General features: G+C 63.7%; 18 protein-coding genes. 13 read left to right on the top strand and 5 right to left on the bottom strand.

Annotated features, from left to right (window positions below; translation table 11 throughout):
* Nucleotides 1-45 precede the first annotated feature (45 nt).
* Nucleotides 46-789, top strand: coding sequence for a FadR/GntR family transcriptional regulator (locus tag BTH42_RS25410; protein ID WP_075303931.1), 744 nt, complete (start codon nt 46-48; stop codon nt 787-789).
* Nucleotides 790-1,036: 247 nt separating this feature from the next.
* On the opposite strand, the gene BTH42_RS25405 is transcribed toward BTH42_RS25410, so the two are convergent.
* A complete protein-coding gene (locus BTH42_RS25405; protein ID WP_075303930.1) occupies nt 1,037-2,620 on the bottom strand; it encodes an aldehyde dehydrogenase (NADP(+)) in 1,584 nt (527 codons plus the stop codon).
* A gap of 237 nt (nt 2,621-2,857) precedes the next feature.
* Between BTH42_RS25405 and garL the strand changes: the two genes are divergently transcribed.
* From garL to BTH42_RS25380, 5 genes are all read left to right on the top strand, one after another.
* Entirely contained in the window at nt 2,858-3,658 is an 801-nt protein-coding gene (gene garL, locus BTH42_RS25400) for a 2-dehydro-3-deoxyglucarate aldolase (protein WP_075303929.1), read from the top strand.
* Between the two features lie 11 nt (nt 3,659-3,669).
* Nucleotides 3,670-4,584 (top strand): 2-hydroxy-3-oxopropionate reductase, encoded by a 915-nt coding sequence (locus BTH42_RS25395; RefSeq protein WP_372237286.1) that lies wholly within the window; start codon nt 3,670-3,672, stop codon nt 4,582-4,584.
* A 390-nt stretch (nt 4,585-4,974) separates the two neighbouring features.
* Entirely contained in the window at nt 4,975-5,808 is an 834-nt protein-coding gene (locus tag BTH42_RS25390) for an RNase A-like domain-containing protein (RefSeq protein WP_075303927.1), read from the top strand.
* Nucleotides 5,809-5,817: 9 nt separating this feature from the next.
* Nucleotides 5,818-6,108, top strand: coding sequence for a contact-dependent growth inhibition system immunity protein (locus BTH42_RS25385; RefSeq protein WP_075303926.1), 291 nt, complete (start codon nt 5,818-5,820; stop codon nt 6,106-6,108).
* 185 nt (nt 6,109-6,293) lie between these two features.
* Complete coding sequence (locus BTH42_RS25380) at nt 6,294-6,587, top strand: contact-dependent growth inhibition system immunity protein (RefSeq protein WP_075303925.1); 294 nt, start codon at nt 6,294-6,296, stop codon at nt 6,585-6,587.
* Between the two features lie 129 nt (nt 6,588-6,716).
* Here the strand turns inward: BTH42_RS25380 and BTH42_RS25375 are convergent, their stop codons facing one another.
* The 3 genes from BTH42_RS25375 to BTH42_RS25365 form a co-directional block, all read right to left on the bottom strand.
* Complete coding sequence (locus tag BTH42_RS25375) at nt 6,717-8,015, bottom strand: MFS transporter (RefSeq protein ID WP_075303924.1); 1,299 nt, start codon at nt 8,013-8,015, stop codon at nt 6,717-6,719.
* A gap of 44 nt (nt 8,016-8,059) precedes the next feature.
* A complete protein-coding gene (locus BTH42_RS25370) occupies nt 8,060-8,854 on the bottom strand; it encodes an NAD(P)-dependent oxidoreductase (protein WP_075303923.1) in 795 nt (264 codons plus the stop codon).
* A gap of 488 nt (nt 8,855-9,342) precedes the next feature.
* Nucleotides 9,343-10,164: an alpha/beta fold hydrolase gene (locus BTH42_RS25365; RefSeq protein WP_075303922.1), complete on the bottom strand. Its 822-nt coding sequence runs from the start codon at nt 10,162-10,164 to the stop codon at nt 9,343-9,345.
* A 665-nt stretch (nt 10,165-10,829) separates the two neighbouring features.
* Here BTH42_RS25365 and BTH42_RS25360 point away from each other — a divergent pair.
* From BTH42_RS25360 to BTH42_RS25350, 4 genes are all read left to right on the top strand, one after another.
* A complete protein-coding gene (locus BTH42_RS25360; RefSeq protein WP_075303921.1) occupies nt 10,830-12,242 on the top strand; it encodes a cytochrome ubiquinol oxidase subunit I in 1,413 nt (470 codons plus the stop codon).
* Nucleotides 12,243-12,261: 19 nt separating this feature from the next.
* Nucleotides 12,262-13,266 (top strand): cytochrome d ubiquinol oxidase subunit II, encoded by a 1,005-nt coding sequence (gene cydB, locus BTH42_RS25355; RefSeq protein ID WP_075303920.1) that lies wholly within the window; start codon nt 12,262-12,264, stop codon nt 13,264-13,266.
* Complete coding sequence (locus BTH42_RS34995) at nt 13,241-13,396, top strand: hypothetical protein (RefSeq protein WP_143752204.1); 156 nt, start codon at nt 13,241-13,243, stop codon at nt 13,394-13,396. Before cydB ends, BTH42_RS34995 begins: the two co-directional genes overlap by 26 nt.
* A 203-nt stretch (nt 13,397-13,599) precedes the next feature.
* Nucleotides 13,600-14,379, top strand: coding sequence for a response regulator transcription factor (locus tag BTH42_RS25350; RefSeq protein ID WP_075303919.1), 780 nt, complete (start codon nt 13,600-13,602; stop codon nt 14,377-14,379).
* On the opposite strand, the gene BTH42_RS25345 is transcribed toward BTH42_RS25350, so the two are convergent.
* The gene (locus BTH42_RS25345; RefSeq protein WP_075303918.1) at nt 14,345-16,189 is read right to left on the bottom strand and encodes a hybrid sensor histidine kinase/response regulator; all 1,845 of its coding nucleotides are present in this window, start codon (nt 16,187-16,189) and stop codon (nt 14,345-14,347) included. The genes BTH42_RS25350 and BTH42_RS25345 overlap by 35 nt on opposite strands.
* 251 nt (nt 16,190-16,440) lie before the next feature.
* On the opposite strand from BTH42_RS25345, the gene BTH42_RS25340 reads away from it, so the two are divergent.
* The 3 genes from BTH42_RS25340 to BTH42_RS25330 all read left to right on the top strand — a co-directional run bounded on the left by BTH42_RS25340 (nt 16,441) and on the right by BTH42_RS25330 (nt 21,888).
* On the top strand, nt 16,441-17,232 hold the full coding sequence (locus BTH42_RS25340) for a hypothetical protein (RefSeq protein ID WP_075303917.1): 792 nt from the start codon (nt 16,441-16,443) through the stop codon (nt 17,230-17,232).
* A 252-nt stretch (nt 17,233-17,484) separates the two neighbouring features.
* On the top strand, nt 17,485-20,901 hold the full coding sequence (locus BTH42_RS25335; RefSeq protein WP_075303916.1) for an alpha/beta fold hydrolase: 3,417 nt from the start codon (nt 17,485-17,487) through the stop codon (nt 20,899-20,901).
* A gap of 204 nt (nt 20,902-21,105) precedes the next feature.
* Entirely contained in the window at nt 21,106-21,888 is a 783-nt protein-coding gene (locus BTH42_RS25330) for a substrate-binding domain-containing protein (RefSeq protein WP_075303915.1), read from the top strand.
* Nucleotides 21,889-21,916: the final 28 nt, after the last annotated feature.

Raw genomic sequence — 21,916 nt, 5'->3', positions numbered from 1 at the left:
GAAATGCAGGGATCTCAGCAAACAACCAGAAAAGGAGCGTTTTCGATGGCTACTCCATTAGCATCCGCGGCCCCGCCACGACGCGCTCGCAATCTTGCCGAGTTTGTCGTCAACTACGTGACCGAGCAGATCGCCAGCAACGTGCTGAAGCCGGGCGACAAACTGCCGACCGAATCGCAGCTGATGAGCACGCTCAGCGTGAGCCGCACGGTGATCCGCGAGGCGATCTCGCGGCTGCAGGCGGGCAAGGTGATCGAGACGCGCCACGGGATCGGCAGCTTCGTGCTCGAACCGCAGCGCGAAAAACTCGGCATCGACATGGTGCCCGCCACTACCCTGCGCGACGTACTGTCGATTCTCGAGCTGCGTATCAGCCTCGAAACCGAATGCGCCGGCCTCGCCGCGCAACGCGCGAAGCCGGACGACGTCAGCCGGATGCGCGCCGCGCTCGACGCGATCGAAGCGACCCGCCACAACGGGCTCGACAGCGTCGACGCCGACCTGCAGTTCCATATCTCGGTGGCTCGCGCGACCGGCAACCGCTACTTCGTCGACATCCTCACGCAGATGGGCAGCGCGCTGATTCCGCGCAACCGGCTCGACTCGGCCGGTATCGCGCGCGCCGATCCGGATGCGTATCTGTCGCTGGTCAATCTCGAACACGAGAGCATTCTCGAAGCGATCTCGCGCCACGACGCGGAAGGCGCGCGCGCGGCGATGCGCATGCATCTTTCCAATAGCCGTGAGCGGCTGCGGCGCGCGAACGAGGTCAGCGAGGCGAATAGCTGAGCTTGATGTATCAAGTTTGAGGACGAAAAAAATGGCCGGGATTTCCCGGCCATTTTTTTGTTCGGCGTTTTTTTGCTGGGTGTCAGCTAGCGCCAGATTGCTTGCGCGCTGTGCCGCCCGGCTCCGCGAACTCAAAGCCAGCGCAGAAAGAAAAATGCACCGGGCAATCCATGCCCCGGTGCATCTCTGTAGTAGCTCAGCCCATCAGCCTCACGCACCTATGCGCGCAAGGCCACGCCAATCACACTTAACCGCGCGACAGCTCGCCATCCAGACGGCGCCACAGTTGCAGCGGATTGCCGTCGGCCAGCGTTTCCGGCAGCAGCTCGGCCGGGAAGTCCTGGTAGCAGACCGGGCGCAGGAAGCGGTCGATCGAGGTCGTGCCGACCGAAGTCGCGCGGCTGTCCGAGGTCGCCGGGAACGGGCCGCCGTGGACCATCGCGTGACACACTTCGACGCCGGTCGGGAAGCCGTTGACCAGAATCCGGCCAGCCTTGCGTTCGAGGATCGGCACCAGCTTCTTCGCGGCCGCCACGTCGGCGCTGTCCATCTGCAGCGTTGCGGTCAGCTGGCCGGCGAAGTGCTCGGCAACCTTCAGCATTTCCTGCTCGTCCTTGCAGCGGATGATCGTCGACACCGGGCCGAACACTTCGTCTTCGAGCGCCGGGTTCGCGAGGAACGTCGCCGCATCGGTCACGAACAGCGCCGCGCATGCCTGGGTCGGGCCGCTCGACGCGACACCGCGCGCCACCACTTCGACGCCCTTGGTCGCAGCCAGCTTGCTCTCGCCGTCTTCATACGCAGCGTGGATGCCGGCGGTCAGCATGGTCTGCGCCGGCTTCGCGGTCAGCGCTTCCGATGCGGTCGCGACGAAACCCTTCAGCGCGTCGCTATCGATCGCGATCGCAAGGCCCGGGTTCGTGCAGAACTGGCCGGCGCCGAGCACCAGCGAGTCGACGAAACCACGCGCGATGCTGTCGCCGCGCGCGTTCAGCGCGTTCGGCAGCAGGAACACCGGGTTGATGCTGCTCATTTCGGCGTAGACCGGAATCGGCTCCGGACGTGCGGCCGCGACGCGCATCAGCGACGTGCCGCCCGCGCGCGAACCGGTGAAGCCAACCGCCTTGATCGCCGGATGCGCGACCAGTGCTTCGCCGACCGAGTTACCCGCGCCGACGATCATCGAGAACACGCCTTCCGGCAGATCCATTTCCTGCGCGACGCGCTGGATCACCCGGCCGACCAGCTCCGACGTACCCAGGTGCGCACGGTGCGCCTTCACGACGACCGGGCAACCGGCCGCGAGCGCCGCGGCGGTGTCGCCGCCGGCAACCGAGAACGCGAGCGGGAAGTTGCTCGCGCCGAACACGGCGACCGGGCCGAGCGCGATCTTCTGCATGCGCAGATCCGAGCGCGGCAGCGGCTTGCGTTCCGGCAGCGCCGAATCGAGCGTCGCGGTCAGCCACTGACCGGCGCGCACGGTTTGCGCGAACAGCTTCAGCTGGCCGGTGGTCCGGCCGCGCTCGCCTTCCAGACGCGCTTTCGGCAGACCCGATTCGGCCTGCGCGCGCTCGATCAGCTCATCGCCGAGCGCGGTGATGCCGTCGGCGATACGCTCGAGAAACTCGGCGCGCACCGCGAGCGGCAGTTGACGATACGAGTCGAACGCCTGTTGCGCGAGCTCGCAAGCCGCGTTGACATTGGCGACCGTGCCGCTGCCGAACACCGGCTCCGCGATCTCGGAACCCGTGGCAGGATTGAATGCGCGCAGCGCTTTTTCTTCGCCGCGCACCGCTTTGCGACCGATCAGCATTTCGCCGGTAATAGGCATTTTTGGCTTTCCTCAAATGAACGCTTTGGATATAAGTCATCCTACAACATTGAGAGGCCTTCATGCAACCTGAAACGCTTGTTGGACAGGGACATACGGGTTTACGTGCCCGTTACAACGACCGGGCCCAGTGCTAATCTGAGTTTAGATGTACGACGACCTATAACTCGCGTTTTGCGTTTTTTGGGGCGTCGGCCGAGCCTGTTCCCGATCCATAGAAGTTCGAGGAGATACCGCATGCCCGCTGTCACGCCCTACCAGTCCCTGCCCAACCGCTTCCGCCGCGCGGTGCGGGAAGGCCAAACCCAGATCGGCTGCTGGGGTTCGCTGGCCAGCCCGATCGTCACTGAAGTGATGGGCACCGTCGGCTTCGACTGGATGCTGCTCGACGCCGAGCACGCGCCCAACGACGTGCTCACGCTGATCCCGCAACTGATGGCGCTCAAGGACAGCGGCACCGCGCCGGTGGTGCGCCCGCCGGCCAACGAAAGCGTCGCGATCAAACGCTTTCTCGACAGCGGCTTCTCGAACTTCCTGGTGCCGTTCGTCGACAGCGCCGACGACGCCGCCCGCGCGGTCGCGTCGACCCGTTATCCGCCGCAGGGCATTCGCGGCGTGTCGGTCGGCCATCGCGGCAACCGTTACGGCACCGTCGCCGATTACTTCGAGATCGCCAACGACAACGTCTGCGTGATCCCGCAGATCGAAAGCCGCCATGCGGTCGAGGCGATCGACAGCATCCTCGCGGTGGACGGCGTCGACGCGGTGTTCGTCGGCCCGTCGGATCTCGCGGCGTCGTATGGACACCTCGGCAACGCCGGCCATCCGGACGTGCAGCAGGCAATCGCGCACGTGTTCGAGCGCGCGAAGGCGGCGGGCAAATCGAGCGGCATCCTCGCGCCGGTGCAGGCCGACGCGGAACGTTATCTGTCGATGGGCGCGCGCGTGGTCGCGGTCTGCGCGGATCTCGGGCTGCTCAAGGGCGCCGCGCAGGCGGTGCAGAAACATTTCATGCAAAACCAGGCGGGCGCGGCTTGAATGGCGTCGCCATCACACCTTCGGAGCATTCCATGCAAAAAGCAGGCTTTATCGGACTCGGCATCATGGGCAAGCCCATGGCGGCCAACCTTCTGAAGAACGGCGTGTCGCTCGCCGCGTTCACGCGCAGCGGCGTGCCCGCCGAGCTGACCCAGGCCGGCGCGCTCGCGTGCGATAACCCGGCCGCGGTGGCGGCGCACGCGGACGTGATCTTCGTGATGGTGCCGGACACGCCGGACGTCGAGCGCGTGCTGTTCGGCGAGAACGGCCTCGCGAGCGCGCTGCGCGCGGGCCAGACGGTGGTCGACATGAGCTCGATTTCGCCGATGGCGACCCGCGAGTTCGCGGCGCGCGTGCGCGAGAGCGGCGCCGACTATCTCGATGCGCCGGTGTCGGGCGGCGAAGTCGGCGCGAAGGCCGGCTCGCTGACGATCATGGTCGGCGGCGAACAGGCGAGCTTCGACAGCGTGAAGCCGCTGTTCGACATGATGGGCAAGAACGTCACGCTGATCGGCGCGGTCGGCGCGGGTCAGGTGTGCAAGGTCGCGAACCAGGTGATCGTCGCGGCGACCATCGAGGCGGTCGGCGAAGCGCTGCTGCTCGCATCGAAGGCCGGCGTCGATCCGGCGCGCGTGCGCGAGGCGCTGATGGGCGGGTTCGCGTCGTCGCGGATTCTGGAAGTGCACGGCGAGCGGATGACCAAGCGCACGTTCGATCCGGGCTTCCGGATCGAGCTGCATCAGAAGGATCTGAATCTGGCGCTGTCGACCGCGCAGGCGCTTGGAGTTTCGCTGCCTAATACCGCGACCTGTCAGGCGCTGTTCAATGCTTGTGTCGCGCATGGCGGGAAGGCGTGGGATCACTCGGCGATGGTGCGCGCGCTCGAGGTGCTCGCGAATCATGAGATTGGGCAGAAGGTTGAGTGAGGTGAGTTAGGGTTGGGGTGGTGGCGTGGGGCTGTGGGTTGGGCCTCACGTGACCGGTGGCTTGCCTGATCGCACTTTTCTGTTGCGGCATCGCGCGGGGTCCTTGCGCGGTGCCGCTTTTCGTTTAAGGCGGGGAGATTTTTTGGCGATGGGCGCCCGTCCCCTGACTTCTCAATATTTTTATCGAGACGAATTTTAAATTTGCGAAGTAGCGCGAAACAAAGGTAAATAATCCATATCGCTGATAGCCGAAAAAGGCCGTTCAAATTGTTTGAGCGGCCTTTTATTTTGATTTTTCTCAACTAAACACCAGAATCATCCATCGCCCATATCACTCATTGTGCTCGACTGCTACTTTGGCACGCTCGAATAAGTACACAGGAATATGGGATGTCGAGCGAACAAGAACAGGACGGCATGCGCGTGGTGCTCAGTGCGCCACAGTTGGCAGCGATATTGGGCCGCCAGTCGATCAGCTCCACTGAAATGGTTACCAACCGCCTGTGGGGCGGACTGCAGCTCGTCGGCGGCGTGCTGGAAATGGTTGGGGCCGGCGCGCTCTGCGTAATGCCGGAACCGACGATGGCGAGTAAAGCCGGCTGCATCGTGTTCGGCGCACATGGCTCCGACACCGCGGCGGCCGGTCTGCGTCAGATCTGGACGGCGCGAGACACGGCGACGCTGACCCAGCAAGGTACGACAAAGCTGGCCGAAGCGATGAACGCCAGCCCTGACATGGCGGGCAGTATTGCCGTGTTGCTAGATCTGGCCGTGCCGTTCGGGTTTGCAGGCTCGATCAAGGCGGCGCGCGCTTCGCGTATTACGATGGGGCGGATTAGCCTCGAAATGCACGAAGCGAAAAACGGGAGCTCGATTGGTGGACATACAATCGAGAAGCACGTTGCGCGGACCGAAGCTCAGTTGCGCGAAAGGCTCAGAATCGAGCCAGATCGAAAAATCGTTTCGTCGTTCACGAACCTTGAACGGGCAGAATCAGCGATATCAGAAGTCATGCGCACCGATGCGGCCAGCATCCGGAATTGGGCAGAGTCATCAGGAAAACGCAGGCCTCTCACTCTGATGCAAAGTGTACAGGGGAACATCGGATATGGAATAACGCGAAAGACTGGCAATTTAACGCTGATGAATAGGGTTGTCATTGTTTTAAAACATCAAACCTACAATGGCATGCCATATTACATTTTAACCGCCTACGTTGAATGAGGAAAAACCATGCTATCTAAACGCTACCCGGAAATGTACCAACTGTTTGGCGCATACCTTAATCAGGATTGCAGGTTATGGGGAGATACGCTTTTCGAGATCGTCTCTTGCTATAAAAGTGACAGCGAGCGGGCACATCATCTTGAATTGATTCAAGAAATTGATTTGTTTATTAGCGAACATCCGAACGATTTGGACGCCGCCTTCGAAACCGACTATGGGCAAGATTTTGACCCCGAACTATGGGGGTACACGACCGCCTCATTCCTTGAAGAATTGAAGCGGATTATCAGAGAATAGTCCCCTTGCCGCAACGCTTCTGCGAGGTCAAAGCCAAGCATCCAGTTTCAAGTTTGACGACTCATGTTTGTGCGTGCGGGGCCAGCAACACAACGGGAATTGATCCAGCGCTGCTTGATCAGGAAGTGGCAAGTTCGAAGCCCATATGAAACCACGCGTCCCTCATCCGCTGCCATCAGATCACCATGATTAGCCAATCGCACTACCCGAACCTGGACTCATTGATTCGTGGCTATTTCAATGAGGATTTCGACTTGTGGGGCAACACCGTTGCGGAAGTCCTCTGCTGCTTCAAGGAGGAGAACGACCCGGTTATTCATACGCTGGTCGCAACTGAAATTGAGCGATTTAAGCGCAACCATTCCGCGAACCTGGATAAGTCTTTCGAAAAAATCTACGGCCTTTACGTTGATCCCGAGCCGTGGGGCCACAGTACCGTTTCATTCCTCGAAGAATTGAAACGGCTTCTCCGCGAGTAGCCCCACCCGCCCCAAACCCAACGACCCTCACCAACAAAAAAAACGGCGCCCACTCAAATGGACGCCGCCTCTTACATCACTTCCGGATCGACCCGCTAAAGCTAAAACAAAGCCAACCGTCATTCACTATCACTTCACCGCCACCGGCTCCGCCCCACTCCACTTCGGCTCCGGCGCCTTATCCGAGCTCTTCGCCATCAGGCAGACCACCGCCGCGGCGATCAGGTCGAACACGGCCAGCACGACGAACAGCGGGCTATAACCGATCTGCGTCACCAGCACGCCGAACAGCGCGGTGAACGCCGCCGCGCCCAGATAACCCGCCATCCCGCCCATGCCGGTCGCGGTCGCGACTTCATTCTTGCCGAACATATCCGACGTAATCGCATACAGCGCGCCCGACAGCGTCTGGTGCGCAAAACCGCCGACGCACAACAACGCCACCGCCACATACGGGCTCGCCACCAGACCCACGCATGCCGGTCCGATCATGAACAGCGCGCCGACCACGAACACCATCTTGCGCGACGTGAACAGCGACACCTTCGCGTACTTATGGAACAGCGGGCTCAGATAACCGCCGAGCACGCAACCGATATCGGCGGCAAGGAACGGCATCCACGCGAACATCGCGACTTCCTTCAGGTTCATGTGACGCTCGGTCATCATGTACAACGGAATCCACGCATTGAAGGTCTGCCACGCCGGCTCCGACAGCATCCGCGGAATCCCGATCGCCCAGAAATCGCGGCTCACCAGCATCGCGCGCCAGTTACGTTTCGGCGTGCTGACGTCGTCGCTATGCTTGGCTTCCTGGCCGCTCAGAATGTAGTCGCGCTCGTCGTCGCCCAGCAGCTTCTGGTTGCGCGGATGCTTGTAGACGAACATCCACAGCACGCTCCACACGATCCCCGCGACGCCGACGATCACGAACGCAAGCTGCCACTGACCGCGCAACAGCGCCCACACCACCAGCGGCGGCGCCAGCAGCGCGCCGATCGACGAGCCGATGTTGAACCAGCCGATCGCCACCGAACGCTCTTTCGCCGGGAACCATTCGCTGGTCGCCTTCACGCCGGCCGGAATGCCCGCCGACTCAGCCAGCCCGAGCAGCCCGCGAAACACCGCCAGACTGCGCCAGCCGGTCGCCCACGCGGCCGCCGCGCAAGCCACCGACCACGCCAGCGCGAACACCGCGAAGCCGAGTTTGGTGCCGATCGTGTCGAGCACGAAACCGGCGACGGGCTGCATGAACGCATAGCAAAGCTGCCACGCGACCACCACGTGCGCGTACTGCTCGGTCGTGATGTTGAGGTCCTTCATCAGCGTCGGTGCCGCGACCGACAGCGTGTTGCGCGCGAGGTAATTGATGATCAACCCGGCCGCGACCAGACCCACCATCCACCAGCGAATACCCTTGATCTTCATTGCCACATCTCCTGCTAGAACAACTCCCGTGCGACCGACGGGACTCAAGCCTTGCGCGAATAATCGATGCCGACGAAGCTGCCGCCCTGGAAGCGCTGGCCGAGCTCATCGAGAGGATTCGGGCGCGACTCGATGTCGGCCGCGTAGTCCTCGGCGTTCTGCTTCGGCTGATAGCCGAGCCGCGCGGCGCCGCTGTTGTCCCACCAGCTGCGCGTATTCGCCGACACGCCCCAGATAGTCAGGAACCCTACGTCTTCCGCTTCGATGCAGCGCTCGAGGAAATGCATCAGGTCCTGATGACCGAACCACGTGCTCAGGTGGCGCTGCTCGGTCGGCCGCTCGAGGCAGCTGCCGATCCGCACGCACACGCTTTCGATCCCATGCTTGTCCCAGTACATCCGCGCGAGCGCTTCGCCCCACACCTTCGACAAACCATAGAAACCATCCGGGCGCAGTTCGCAATCGAGGCTCAGATGTTCGGTGACCGGATACATGCCGATCGCGTGGTTCGAGCTCGCGAACACGATGCGCTTCACGCCATTGCGGCGCGCGCCTTCATACACTTCGACGAGACCGCGCAGATTGTTCTCGATGATCTCGGGCAGCGGACGCTCGACGCTGGTGCCGGCGAAATGGATCAGCACGTCGACGCCGTTCAGCAGCCGGTCGACCACCGCCGGGTCGCGCAGATCGCCGTTCATCACGTCCTCGCCATCGACCAGCGGCGTCAGCGACTTCGAACCCGCGGCCGAACGCAACGCAATCCCGCGCGCGACGAATTCTGCACGTACCACGGAGCCGAGCTGGCCGCCGGCGCCACTCAGGGCGATCTTCTTCATAAGGGTTCCTTTGCTGCGCCGCGCGCGAGATCAACAGGGGACGGGGGAGGATCGAGCGGTTCGCGAGCCGCGTTGCGGGCGTCGCCTAACACACTCAAGTTGTACGATAACGTACTATCAACGATCGATAGCCGGAATTCAACTAGGCATTTACCCTTAATTTATCGGGGCACATTTTCTCATCTCTTTAATAATCAATGAGATGGGGACATCTTGTTTATGCGACATCGTATAACTTAGACGGCCGCAATCATTCATTAACCGGTTGTCGTGCCGTTAACCGCGCGTCTCGGCCAACCGAACCCGAGGTCCGCGCCTCGAACGGCACCAACGAAAAAGCGCGGGACCGCCGCGAAAAACAGGCCAGCCGACGCGCGGCGAATCATCTTCACCGCCCGTTGCGCCCTACCCGTCTTTCACTCGTCCCGCGCTTCGACCTCGCGACACAGCCAGTTACAGAACAACCAAACCGTCAGCCCGTCACCCGATCACGAGCCGATGAACTCCAGCAGATCGGCGTTGACCTTGTCGGCCTCGACCGTGCACATCCCGTGCTGACCGCCCGCATACACCTTCAGCGTTGCGTCCTTGACGATCTTCGCGGTCTGCCGGCCGGCGGCGTCGATCGGCACGATCTGGTCGTCGTCGCCGTGCAGCACGAGGGTCGGCACGTCGATCTTCTTCAGGTCTTCGGTGTAGTCGACTTCGGAGAACTGCTTGATGCAGTCGTACAAGCCCTTGATCGAACCGGCTATCCCCTGGCGCCAGAACGAATCGATCACGCCCTGCGAGACCTTCGCGCCCGGCCGGTTATAACCATAGAACGCCACCGCGAGATCCTTGAAGAACTGCGAGCGATCGTCGACGACGCCCTTGCGGATCCCGTCGAACACGTCGATCGGCAGGCCGAGCGGATTGTCCGAGGTCTTCAGCATCAGCGGCGGCACCGCGCCGATCAGCACCGCCTTCGCGACCCGCGCGGTGCCATGACGGCCGATGTAATGCGCAACCTCGCCGCCGCCGGTCGAATGACCGACCAGCGTCGCGTCCTGCAGGTCGAGATGCTCGATCAGCGCGGCCAGATCGTCCGCGTAGGTGTCCATGTCGTTGCCGTCCCACGGCTGCTCCGAGCGGCCGTGGCCGCGCCGGTCGTGCGCGATCACGCGAAAGCCCTTGCTGCCGAGAAACAGCATCTGCGCATCCCACGCATCGGCGGTCAGCGGCCAGCCGTGCGAAAACACCACCGGGCGCCCCTTGCCCCAATCCTTGTAGAAAATCGACGTACCGTCTTTCGTTTTGATCGTGCTCATCTGCTGACTCCTGAAGGATGAAGTCTGCCGTCGCCGGCAGGTGGATGAAGCTGAAGCAGTGTCGAAGCATGCCGCCCGCGCGTGACAGCAATCAGCGCGGCGGCAAACAAATCAGGGAAACGGCCAAAGCCGCGACTAATAACAGGCCGCCGCAATTAACGCAAAAGCGGCGAATACGACCCACATAGCGGACGGCTTAATGCGCAATCAATAAAACAAAAAGAAAAAGAAAATAGCTGAAGCAATTAGCCGGCAGCGAGCATCGTAGAAGTAAAAAAATCGCGTGGCTAGCGTGCCGGCTGAAGAAGTCGGTTCGGATGGATCGATTGTCGGTTGCCGACGGACCACGCGCGCGAGCCGCCGCGACCACGGCGCGCAACGCATCGCCGCACGGTATTGCTGCAGCGCGGTCGATTGCCGCAGCGCATGCGCCGGTGCGCCAATCCCTTCACGTTATGCACAAACTAAAAGTTGATCGCCATCAAGAACTTGCGAGATCGATATGCAAATCAGCGATTAAACAACGCGGTTCTTTGACGCACGTCGCATTGCAACACGATTTCCTTCGATCCCCTACGCTTGCGCCATCTGCCCCAGGGTAGTGCGCACCGACACCGGTCGACGCGCGGAAGTCCGCTCACCCGGCTATCACGCACAACACGATTATGAGCTCTGCAATATCGGCGTTCGATCTCGCCCGCATTCAATTCGCGTTCACCGTTTCATTTCATATCGTTTTCCCCGCACTCAGTATCGGACTCGCCAGCTTTATCGCGGTGCTCGAATGGCGCTGGCTGAAAACCGGTAAGACCTACTACAAAGATCTTTGCCTGTTCTGGTCGAAAATCTTCGCGGTGGCCTTCGGTATGGGCGTCGTTTCCGGCGTCGTCATGGCTTATCAGTTCGGCACCAACTGGTCGGGCTTTTCCAGTTTCGCGGGGCCGGTCACCGGTCCGCTGCTGATGTACGAAGTGATGACCGCGTTCTTTCTCGAAGCGGGCTTCCTCGGCATCATGCTGTTCGGCTGGCAGCGCGTGAGTCCGCGCGCGCACTTCGGCGCGACGCTGATGGTCGCGATCGGCACGCTGATCTCGACCTTCTGGATTCTCGCGTCCAATAGCTGGATGCAGACGCCGCAAGGCTTCGAAGTCGTCAACGGCCAGGTCGTGCCGCTCGACTGGTTCAAGATCATCTTCAATCCGTCGTTCCCGTACCGTCTCGCGCATATGGCGCTCGCGGCGTTCATCGTCGCCGCTCTGGTGGTCGCGGCGGTCGGCGCATGGCATCTGCTGCGCGGCCGGCGCGATCCGGCGGTCAAGAAAATGTTCTCGATGGCGCTGTGGCTGCTGCTGATCCTCACGCCGATCCAGGCCTTCGTCGGCGATCAGCACGGTCTGAATACGCGCGAATATCAGCCGGCGAAGATCGCCGCGATCGAAGGTCTTTGGGAGACCGAAACAGGCGGCACCGCGCTGAACCTGTTCGGCATCCCCGACATGAAGGCCGAAACCACCCGCTACGCGGTGTCGATTCCGCACCTGGGCAGCCTGATCCTCACCCACAGCTGGGACGGCGAAATCCGCGGCCTGAAGGAATTCCCGCCGCAAGACCGGCCGAATTCGACCGTGGTGTTCTGGAGCTTTCGCATCATGGCGGGCCTGGGCGTGCTGATGATCGCGATGTCGATCGCCGCATGGGTGCTGCGCCGCCGCGGCCGTCTGTTCGAGTCGAAGTGGTTCCAGCGCCTGTGTCTGGCGATGGGTCCGAGCGGCTTCATCACGCTGCTGGCCGGCTGGGTCACCACCGAAGCGGGCCGTCAGCCGTGGGTCGTGTACGGCGTGATGCGCACGTCGCAGGCGGTGTCGCCGCTGACCGCGCAGCAGGTCGGGCTGTCGCTGATGACCTTCGTGGTCGTCTACTTCCTCGTGTTCGGCACCGGCATCTACTACATGCTGAAACTGATGCGCAAAGGCCCCGCGCTGCCCGGCCAGACCCCGCACGACGCGCCGCACCCGAGCCCCGCGCAGACCGCGCGCCGCCCGCTGTCCGCCGCCGATCAGATGATCGACGCCGCCTAACCGCCACGAGAGAAATACTATGGACGTCACCGTCGTTTGGGCCGCGATCATCGCGCTGGGCCTTTTCATGTACGTCGTGCTGGACGGCTTCGACCTCGGCATCGGCATCGTCTTCCCGTTCTTCCCCGACGAGAAGGAACGCGACCTGATGATGAACACGGTCGCGCCGGTCTGGGACGGCAACGAAACCTGGCTGGTGCTCGGCGCCGCCGCGCTGTTCGCGGTGTTTCCGGTCGTCTATGTGACCGTGCTGTCGGCGCTCTATCTGCCGCTCATTTTCATGCTGGTGTGCCTGATTTTTCGCGGCGTGTCGTTCGAGATTCGCGCGAAGGCGCGCCGCACCAAGCACCTGTGGGACCTCGCGTTCATCGGCGGTTCGGCCGGCGCGACGTTCTTCCAGGGGATCGTGCTCGGCGCGTTCCTGCAAGGCATTCCGGTCATCGACGGCGCGTATGCCGGCGACGCGTTCGGCTGGCTCACGCCGTTCAGCCTGCTGACCGGCCTCGGCCTCGTCGCGACCTACGCGCTGCTCGGCTGCTGCTGGCTGGTCGCGAAGACCGAAGGCGATCTGCAGCGGCGCCTGCATCGCGTGGTGTGGCCGCTCACGCTGGTGCTGCTCGCGTTCATCGTGGTGGTCAGTCTGTGGACCCCGATGATGGACGCGGGCATCAAACAACGCTGGTTCCATGACGGGATCTTCTACCGTCTGCTGCCGGTGCCGTTCCTCGTCGCGGTGTGCGCGTTCTTCATGCATCGCGCGGTGCGCGCGCGGCATCACAACACGCCGTTCGTGCTGGCGCTGACTCTCGTGCTGCTCGGCTATCTCGGCCTGCTGGTCAGTTTGTGGCCGTATGCGATTCCGTCGAGCCTGACGCTGTGGGACGCGGCCGCGCCGCGCACCAGCCAGACTTTCACGCTGGTCGGCGCAGCGGTGATTCTGCCGATCATCATCGCGTACACGACGATGGGTTACTGGGTTTTTCGAGGCAAGGTGCGCCATGACGACCAACACCACTACCACTGAAGCGCGCGGCCGCAAGCTGCCGGGCTGGCTCTGGTTCGTCGCGCTGTGGTGCGGCGGCGTGGCCGCCGCGCTGTCGCTCGGTTATGCATTCAAACTTCTGATGTACGCGACGCTATTCGCGGTCAAATAGCGGCACTCCGGCATCCCGGCGCCCGTCGAGCCGGGACCGGCATAAACTGGCAACACGCGCGGCACGGCGCTTCAAAAACCGGCCGCGCGGCTCGTCTACCAAGCAAGCCGGAAGCTATGCGCGGGAGACCTGCATTACCATCACGTAGCGCATCGAACGATGCCGGCAACCCTCAACGGACAGGCTCGACTCGCGGAGACATCATGAAGTTTCTTGTGGCCGACGACCATGAACTGATCCGGCAAGGTGTCAAAGGGATGCTGCGCGGCTTCGATGCCGACGCGCAGTTCGACGAAGCCGACAGCTGGGAAACCCTCGCGACCGCCGCGCGCCCCGACGCGAATCACGATCTCGCGATCGTCGATCTGCATATGCCGGGGATGAGCGGCGCGAGTTCGCTCGAATCGCTGCTGAAGGCGAATCCGGCGCTGCCGGTGGTGGTGCTGTCCGCGGAGGAATCACCCGACGAAATGCGCGCGGTGCTCGCGGCCGGCGCGCTGGGCTTCGTGCCGAAGCGGCAGCCGGCCAGCGTGATGCTGAAGGCGATCGAGCTGGTGCTGTCCGGCGGCGCTTATGTGCCGATGGAAGCGCTCAGTCTGCTGGGCTCGCGCGACGCGCAGGCGAGCGGCAGCGGCGCCGACGCCGCGCTCAGCGCCGGGGTCGGCGCGGACGCCGGCGGAGCCGCCACCGCCACCACCACCGCCCGCGGCGCCGCGCTCACGCAAACCGAACCGCTGACCCTGCTCCCGGCGCTGCAACCGCATCAGCAGCATCTGCTGGAAAACCTGTCGCCGCGCCAGCAGGACATCATGCGGCTCGTGCATCGCGGCTGGACCAACAAGATGATCGCGCGCGATCTCGGCGTCGCCGAGGGCACGGTCAAGGTCCATCTGTCGGTGATTTTCCGGGCGCTCGGCGTACATAACCGCTCGACCGCGATCGCGGTGATCAACGGCTGGCTGGAGGCGGGGAAGACGCTGTAGCGTTCGCTTCGGGTGCGCTCGTCAACGGCTCCGCGCCGCGCCCGCGCTCCGGTTCCGCCTGCTGCCACAGCATCTCCAGCGTGCGCCGCAGGCGCGCCGGCGTGACCGGCTTGTGCAGCACCGGAATGCCCTGCAACGCGAGCGCCGCCAGCTCGGCCGACGCCATATCGCCGGTAATCAGCAGCGTCACCACATTCGCATGCCCCGCGCGCGCGAGCGCGACGCGCATCGCGCCCAGCGCCTGCACGCCGGTGCGGTGGTTGGCGAGCTGGTAATCGCACAGCACCGCGTCGGGCATGAAGCCGTCGCCGAGCGCGGCGAGCGCCTCGGCTTCGTCGCGCGCGCCGCGCACCTCGCAGCCCCAGCGCGCGAGCAGACTCGCGAGCCCTTCGAGAATCGACGGTTCGTCGTCGATGCACAGCACGCGCCGGCCGCGCGCCGCCGGCCCGCTCGCCACCGTATCGTCGAGACTCGCGACGATCCCGCTCGCGTCGCCCGCCTGCACCGGAAAGCGGAACACCGAACCGCGACCCGGCGCCGAACGCAGTTGCAGTTCGCCGCCGAGCAGGCCGACCAGCCGCTTCACGGTCGGTAGCCCGAGCCCGTGCCCCTGACGCGCATCGCGCTGCGGGTTCGCGACCTGATAGAACTCCTCAAAGATCCGCGCGTGCTCCGCCGGCGCGATGCCGACGCCCGAATCGCGCACTTCGATATAGCCGCCGCCGGGCCGCCCCGCGCGCCGCAAGCCGAGCCAGATCGCGCCTTCGTCGGTATAGCGCACCGCGTTCGACAGCAGATTGCTCAGCACCCGTTCGAGCAGCACCGGATCGTCGTAGATAACCAGCGAGGTCGGCGCGATCCGCAGCGCGAGCCCCTTCGCGGCGGCCTGCGGCCGGTACTGGCTGCCGACCCGCTCGAACAGTTCGGCGAGCCGGAAATGCAGCCGGATCACCTGGGTCACGCCGCTTTCGAGCCGCGCGAGGTCGAGCACCTGGTTGAACAGCTGGTTCAGCGCCTCGACGTTGTAGACGATATGACCAGCGGTTTTCGCGTGCTGCGCGGGAGTCGCGGCCGGATCGTTCAGCGACGCCGCGAGCAGCCCGATCGCATGCAGCGGCTGGCGCAGATCGTGGCTGGCGGCCGCGAAAAAGCGCGTCTTCGCAAGACTCGCCTCTTCCGCGACGCGCTTTTGCGCGGCCAGCGATTCCGCCAGGTACTGCTGATCGACGCGCGCCTGCACGACCTGGCGAAACAGCTTGCGGTAGCTCATCGCGTAGACGTTGATCGCGCAGAAGAAAAACGCCAGCACGACTGCAAGAATCGTGCGATCGAACGTATGCGAGCCGAACAGCAATACGATCGACGGCAGCAGCAGAAATGGAATCGAGGTCGAGAAATTCAGCAGGTCGAAGCCGTTCGACATGAACACGCCGGCCGCGAGCGTCACCAGCATCACCGTGTGCAGCACCGGCAGATCGGTTTGCGGACTCTGGAACGCGAACCACACCGCGAAACCCGGTCCGCTATACAGCAGCACGCCCCGCAGCGCGTGCAGATAGATCCAGTCGCGCGGCGACAGCAGTTTCGGATAGCGGCGATTGCACAGCCACAGCGCGAGGCCCGCGCAATTGGCGATCCCGTAAAAAACGAAGCAGGCAATGAAAAGCGGCGGCGCCGGCACGTGCGGCCAGTAGATCGCCACCAGCACCGCGATCGAGAACCAGTGCGAGAAGAACGCGATCGGGTCCTGCGCGTACAGCACTCGCACCAGATCTTCGTCGATAGCACGCTGGATCGGCTCGGCCCGCATCGCGCGGTCTCCTTTTGCGGTGTTCTTTTACTTCGGACCCCCATCCATCAGACGAATAGTTAGTAGTTCGTCAGAAGGTTTACCCGGCAGTTTACCCATCAGCTAACACTTAATCCATATAGGCGAAGGTGTTGCCGCGAACCATACTGGATTCACGTTTTCAGCGCGGCACCACCGGCACATCGCCAGCTTTAAAGGCCCTCTCCAGCGGGGCCGAACCGCGCTCCCAGCCAACCGTGACGGAGGTTTCCATGGGTGCAGTCCCGAGCTACGAGTTCGCCCGCCAACTCGACGACGCGATTCTGCCCGAGCTGTGGCGCAGGCGGACCCGACTGTCGGCGGACGAAATGGTGTCGATGGTCGAACTGGTCAAGCGCGCGCTGCGCACCTATCACCCGCTCGAATTGCAGGCGCTCGGCGAGGATAAGGAGGAACTGGTCGCGCAGTTCATCTACGCGAAGGTGCTGCGGCTCGCGCCCGGCCACACCGAAACCAGCGCGTGCGCGGACAGCGCGCCGTCCAACAGCTATGCGCTGTGCGCGTATTTCCGCCGTTATCTGATCGATTGTCTGCGCAGCGCGTGCCATCAGCGCAACGTGTCGATGGAAAGCGAAGGCGTCGCGCAGGAGATCGATCTGCATGCGCACGCGCTCGAAGACCCGGTCGACAGTGTGCTGCTGCAATACGGACTGAACGAGCAGCGGGTGCGCGACGCGGCGCGCGAGTTTATCGAAGAACTCGATGAACCCGAGCGCATCGTGCTGGCCGGCAGCCTCGGCTGGTGCTCCGAGGGCAAGGGCGGACTGTCGGCGGTCGCGACTCGGCATCGGGTTCCCTCCTATCACTATCGCGCGGTCAAACTCGGCGTCACGATGAAAAAGACGGCCGGCGCGGCGGAATTTTCCACGACCAAAATCGGCCGCTGGCTGACCGACGTGCTCGGCATCGCGATCGAACTCGAGAATCGCGCGGCGATCCTGCTCGCGCTGAACCTGCTCGCGGCGGAGTCGAGTGCCAGCGAGTGCAATGAAGTGGCCGCCTAATAGTTCGGACAACCAGGCGGCCACATAAAAGGCGACGACAGCGGCGCATGACGGGACGGCCGGCTAGCACCGGTAAGGGGACGTCCCGGCCATGCGCCCCGGTACATCGCACGCTACGTCTGCGCGCCCTCCACGGCGCGCTTTTTTTGCGCGCGCGTTCCGCCTACGATAAAAAAGCTGCCGCCACGCGCCGTCTTTGTTCCGAAGCACAGCTTCCGCTCCCCGCATCCGATTCCAGACGAGGTGGTCCTGATGAACCGCTTATCGAGCGCGCCGACGGCGCTGCAATCGCATTACGAGGTGGTAGTGATAGGTTCGGGCTACGGCGGCGCGATTGCCGCGAGCCGGATGGCGCGCGCGGGCCGCAGCGTGTGCGTGCTCGAACGAGGCCGCGAGTTCATCGCCGGCGAGTATCCGCGCACGCCGGTGCACGGCGTCGAAAATATCCAGTACAACACCGCCGCCGCGCAGATCGGCTCGCGGCTCGCGCTGATCGAAGTGCACGTGAACGAGGACGTCAACGCGGTGGTCGGCTGCGGACTGGGCGGCACCTCGCTGATCAATGCGAACGTCGCGCTGCGCGCGGACCCGCGGCTGTGGAACGATCCGCGCTGGCCGGCCGCGCTGCGCGCCGACCAGCGCGGCCGCGACAACGGCTACGCGCTCGCGTGGCAAATGCTGTCGCCGGCGCCGGTGCCCGCCGACTTCCCGCCGCTGCCGAAACTGCAGGCACTCGAAAAATCCGCGCAGGCGCTCGGCATGGCCGACCGTTTCAGCCGCCCGCCGATCACGGTCACGTTCAACACAGGCCCGAATGCGGCCGGCGTCGAACAGCACGCGTGCGTCGGTTGCGGCGATTGCAACTCCGGGTGCAACTACGACGCGAAGAACTCCACCCATATGAACTATCTGCCCGACGCGGTCGCGCACGGCGCGCAGATTTTTACCGGCGCCGCCGTGCATTCCGTGCTGCGCGATCCGGCCACGCAGCAATGGAAGGTCAACTTCCAGCTCGTCAAGCTCGGCCGCGAAAGCTTCGGCGCGCCGGATCTGTTCGTGCTCGCCGATATCGTGATCGTCGCGGCCGGCTCGATCGGCTCGACCGCGTTGCTGCTGCGCTCGCGCGACGCGGGGCTGAACGTGTCCGATATGCTCGGCCAACACTTCACCGGCAACGGCGACGTGCTCGCGTTCGCGTACAACACCCGGGACACGATCAACGGCGTCGGCTGGGGCGAGCACGACGCGGGCGAGATCGAGCCGGTCGGGCCAACCATTACCGGCCTGATCGACAATCGCGCGTCGGCCGCCGATGTTAAGGATGGCTACGTGATCGAGGAAGGCTCGCTGGCCGGGCCGGTCGGCGAAGCGCTGGTCGCGATGCTCGGCGCGGTCGCGCCGCTCGAAGGCATCGATCCGGCCGGGACACCGCCGCTGCACGAGCGGCTCGCGTACGACGCGCGCACGATCGACAGCGTGATCCGTGGCCCGTATCACGGCGCGCTGCATCACACGCAGAGCTACCTGGTGATGGCGCACGACGACGAACGCGGCCGCATCTCGATCGACAAACGCGGCCGCGCGCGCATCGCATGGCCCAACGCCGGCAGTCAGCCGGTGTTCCAGACCATCGAGGACGTGCTGATCAAGGCGACCGTACCGCTTGGCGGCAAATATCTGCGCAACCCGATCTCGAACGAGATTCTCGGCCGCCGCACCGTCACCGTGCATCCGCTCGGCGGCTGCGGGATGGGCGAGGATGCGCAGCATGGGGTGGTCGATCACACCGGCTGCGTGTTCAGCGGCGCGGCCGGCAACGCGGTGCACGACGGCCTGTACGTGATGGATGGCGCGGTGATGCCGATGTCGCTCGGCGTCAATCCGCTGCTGACGATTTCCGCGCTCGCCGAACGCAACTGCGCGCTGCTGGCCGCGAAGCACGGCTGGTCGATCGACTACGCGGCGCAAGGCACCGCCGCCCCGCCGCCCGCGCAAAAGATCGGCCTGCGCTTCACCGAAACGATGGTCGGCACCTACACGCCCGCGGTGGTGGGCGACGCGGCGAGCAGTCCAATCGAATTCACGCTGACGGTCGAATCGGACGACCTCGCCGATATGCTCAGCAATCCGGATCATCTGGCGCGCACCGCCGGCACGCTGACCTGCCCCGCGCTATCCGCGCAACCGCTGACGATCACCGACGGCACCTTCAACCTGTTCGTGGTCGACGCATCGGATGTCGACGAGCGCAACATGACGTATCACATGACGCTGAACGCGAGCGAGGGGAAGACTTACTATCTGACCGGCCAGAAGATCATCACGCGCACGTCGCCGATCAACCTGTGGGAGCAGACCAACACGCTGTATGCGCAAATCCGGGCGTCGTCTGACGAAACGGCACCGGTAGTCGGCACCGCGACGCTGATCATCACGCCGGCAAACTTCCTGAAGCAGCAGCGCACGCTCGAAGTCACGCACGCACCCGATCTGAAGACCCGCCTCGAATGGACGCTGAAATTCGGCAAGTTCTTCGCGGGCGTGCTGTTCAGCGAATACGGCGGGGTCGCCGCGCCGCTGCAGTTCTACGACCCGACTTTTGCGCCGCGTGCAAAGCGCACGCTGCGCGCGCCGCCGCCGCAGATCACGTTCTTCACGACGCCCGACGGCACCACGCTAAAGCTCACGCGCTACCACGACGCGGCCAGCGGCAAGCCCACGAAACCGGTCCTGCTGATTCATGGCTCGGGCGTATCGAGCCGGATCTTTTCGACCGACCTGATCGCGACCAACCTCGTCGAATATCTGTGCGCATCGGACTACGACGTGTGGCTCGTCGATCTGCGCGTCAGCATCGAACTGCCGAGCGTGCTGGTGCCGACCGACGTCGACAAGGTCGCGCGCGAGGATATCCCCGCGGCGGTCGCGAAGATTCGCGACCTGACCGGCGCGCCGCAAATCCAGGTGCTCGGTCATTGCATGGGCGGCCTCGCGCTCAGCATGTCGCTGCTGTATGGGCTCGCCGGCGTGCGCTCGGCGGTGATCTCGCAGGTGGCCGCGCATCCGGTGCCGGGCAAGTTGCAGCGCGTGAAGGCCGGCCTGCATATCCCGGACCTGATGCAGCATCTGCGCGTGCGCGATCTCACTGCTTACACGCAGCACGATTCGTGGCCCGCGAATCTGTTCGACGAAGCGCTGCGGCTCTATCCGCTCGATCACGACGAGGGTTGCGGCAGTCCGATCTGCCATCGCGCGACCTTCCTGTATGGACTGCTTTACGAGCACGAGCAGTTGAACGAAACACTGCATGCGAACCTGCAGGAACTGTTCGGGATTCACGACATGGCGGTGTTCCAGCATCTGGCCGCGATGGTGCGGGCCGGTCACGTGGTCGATGCGCGCGGCGACAATGTTTATCTCGCCGGTGCGAACGGAATGAAGGGACTCGAAGGGATGCGGCTGCCGATCGGCTTTATTCACGGCGAGCGGAACGAAACCTATCTGCCGGAAAGCACCGAACTGACCTTCGACATGCTGCGCAACCGCTTCCCCGAGCAGCCGTACGAACGGCATCTGATTCCGGGCTACGGCCATATCGACTGCATCTTCGGCAAGAACGCGGCGGTCGATGTTTATCCGGTGATCGTCCGCTATCTGGACGAGCACTGACGGCGGCGCCGCGCACGAAACGCAACGCGACGCAACGCAACGCAACGCGGCAGCCGATGCATCGCGGGTCATCTGCATGCCGTCCGCGCGCGGCGGGTTCTCGTCGCGCGTTCATTCCGGTATGGTTCCTGCTGCGCAGCCAAAGCGCGGGCACGCCGCGCTTTCGTTGTGCCTACAACTCTTTCGCACTCCCACCGGATTCCGATGAAAAAAATCCTGCTGTCAATTTTCGCCGCCGCACTGCTCGGCAACAGCGTCGCCGCCACCAGCGTGCAGGCGGCCGAACTTCGCGTGATGACCTCGGGCGGCTTCACCGCCGCGTATAAACAGCTCGGGCCGAAGTTCGCGGCCTCGACCGGCAACACGCTCGACACGATTCTCGGGCCGTCGATGGGTCAGGCACCCGAAGCGATCCCGAACCGGCTCGCGCGCGGCGAACCCGCGGATGTCGTGATCATGGTCGGCTATGCGCTCGACGATCTGATCAAGCAAGGCAAGGTGATTCCGGCCTCGCGCGTCGAACTCGCCGATTCGCCGATCGGCATGGTCGTGCGCGAGGGCGCGCCGAAGCCCGACATCAGCACGGTGGAGGGCTTGAAGGACACACTGTTGCACGCGAAGTCGATTGCGTATTCGGATAGCGCGAGCGGCGTCTACATCCAGCGCGAGATGTTCAAAAAGCTCGGGATAGAAGATCAGGTCGGCCCGAAAGCGAAGATGGTGCCGAAGATTCCGGTCGCGTCGGTCGTCGCGAGCGGCGAATACGACATCGGCTTTCAGCAGGTCAGCGAATTGCTGCCGGTGAAGGGCGTGACCTTCGTCGGCAAGATTCCCGATTCGGTGCAATCGGTCACGCGCTTCGCCGCCGGCATTCCGGTGAATGCGCCGCATCCGCGCGAAGCCAAAGCGTTACTCGACTATCTCGCGTCGCCGGCGGCGCAGGACACGGTGCGCGCGACCGGGCTCGATCCGGTGATTGCGCGTTGATCGCACATTGATCGCGCATTGATTGCAC

Source organism: Burkholderia sp. SRS-W-2-2016 (assembly GCF_001931485.1).
In the GTDB taxonomy this organism is placed as follows: Bacteria; Pseudomonadota; Gammaproteobacteria; order Burkholderiales; family Burkholderiaceae; genus Paraburkholderia.
The sequence above is the reverse complement of the archived record's forward strand: the minus strand, read 5'-3'. Positions and strand labels throughout refer to the sequence as shown.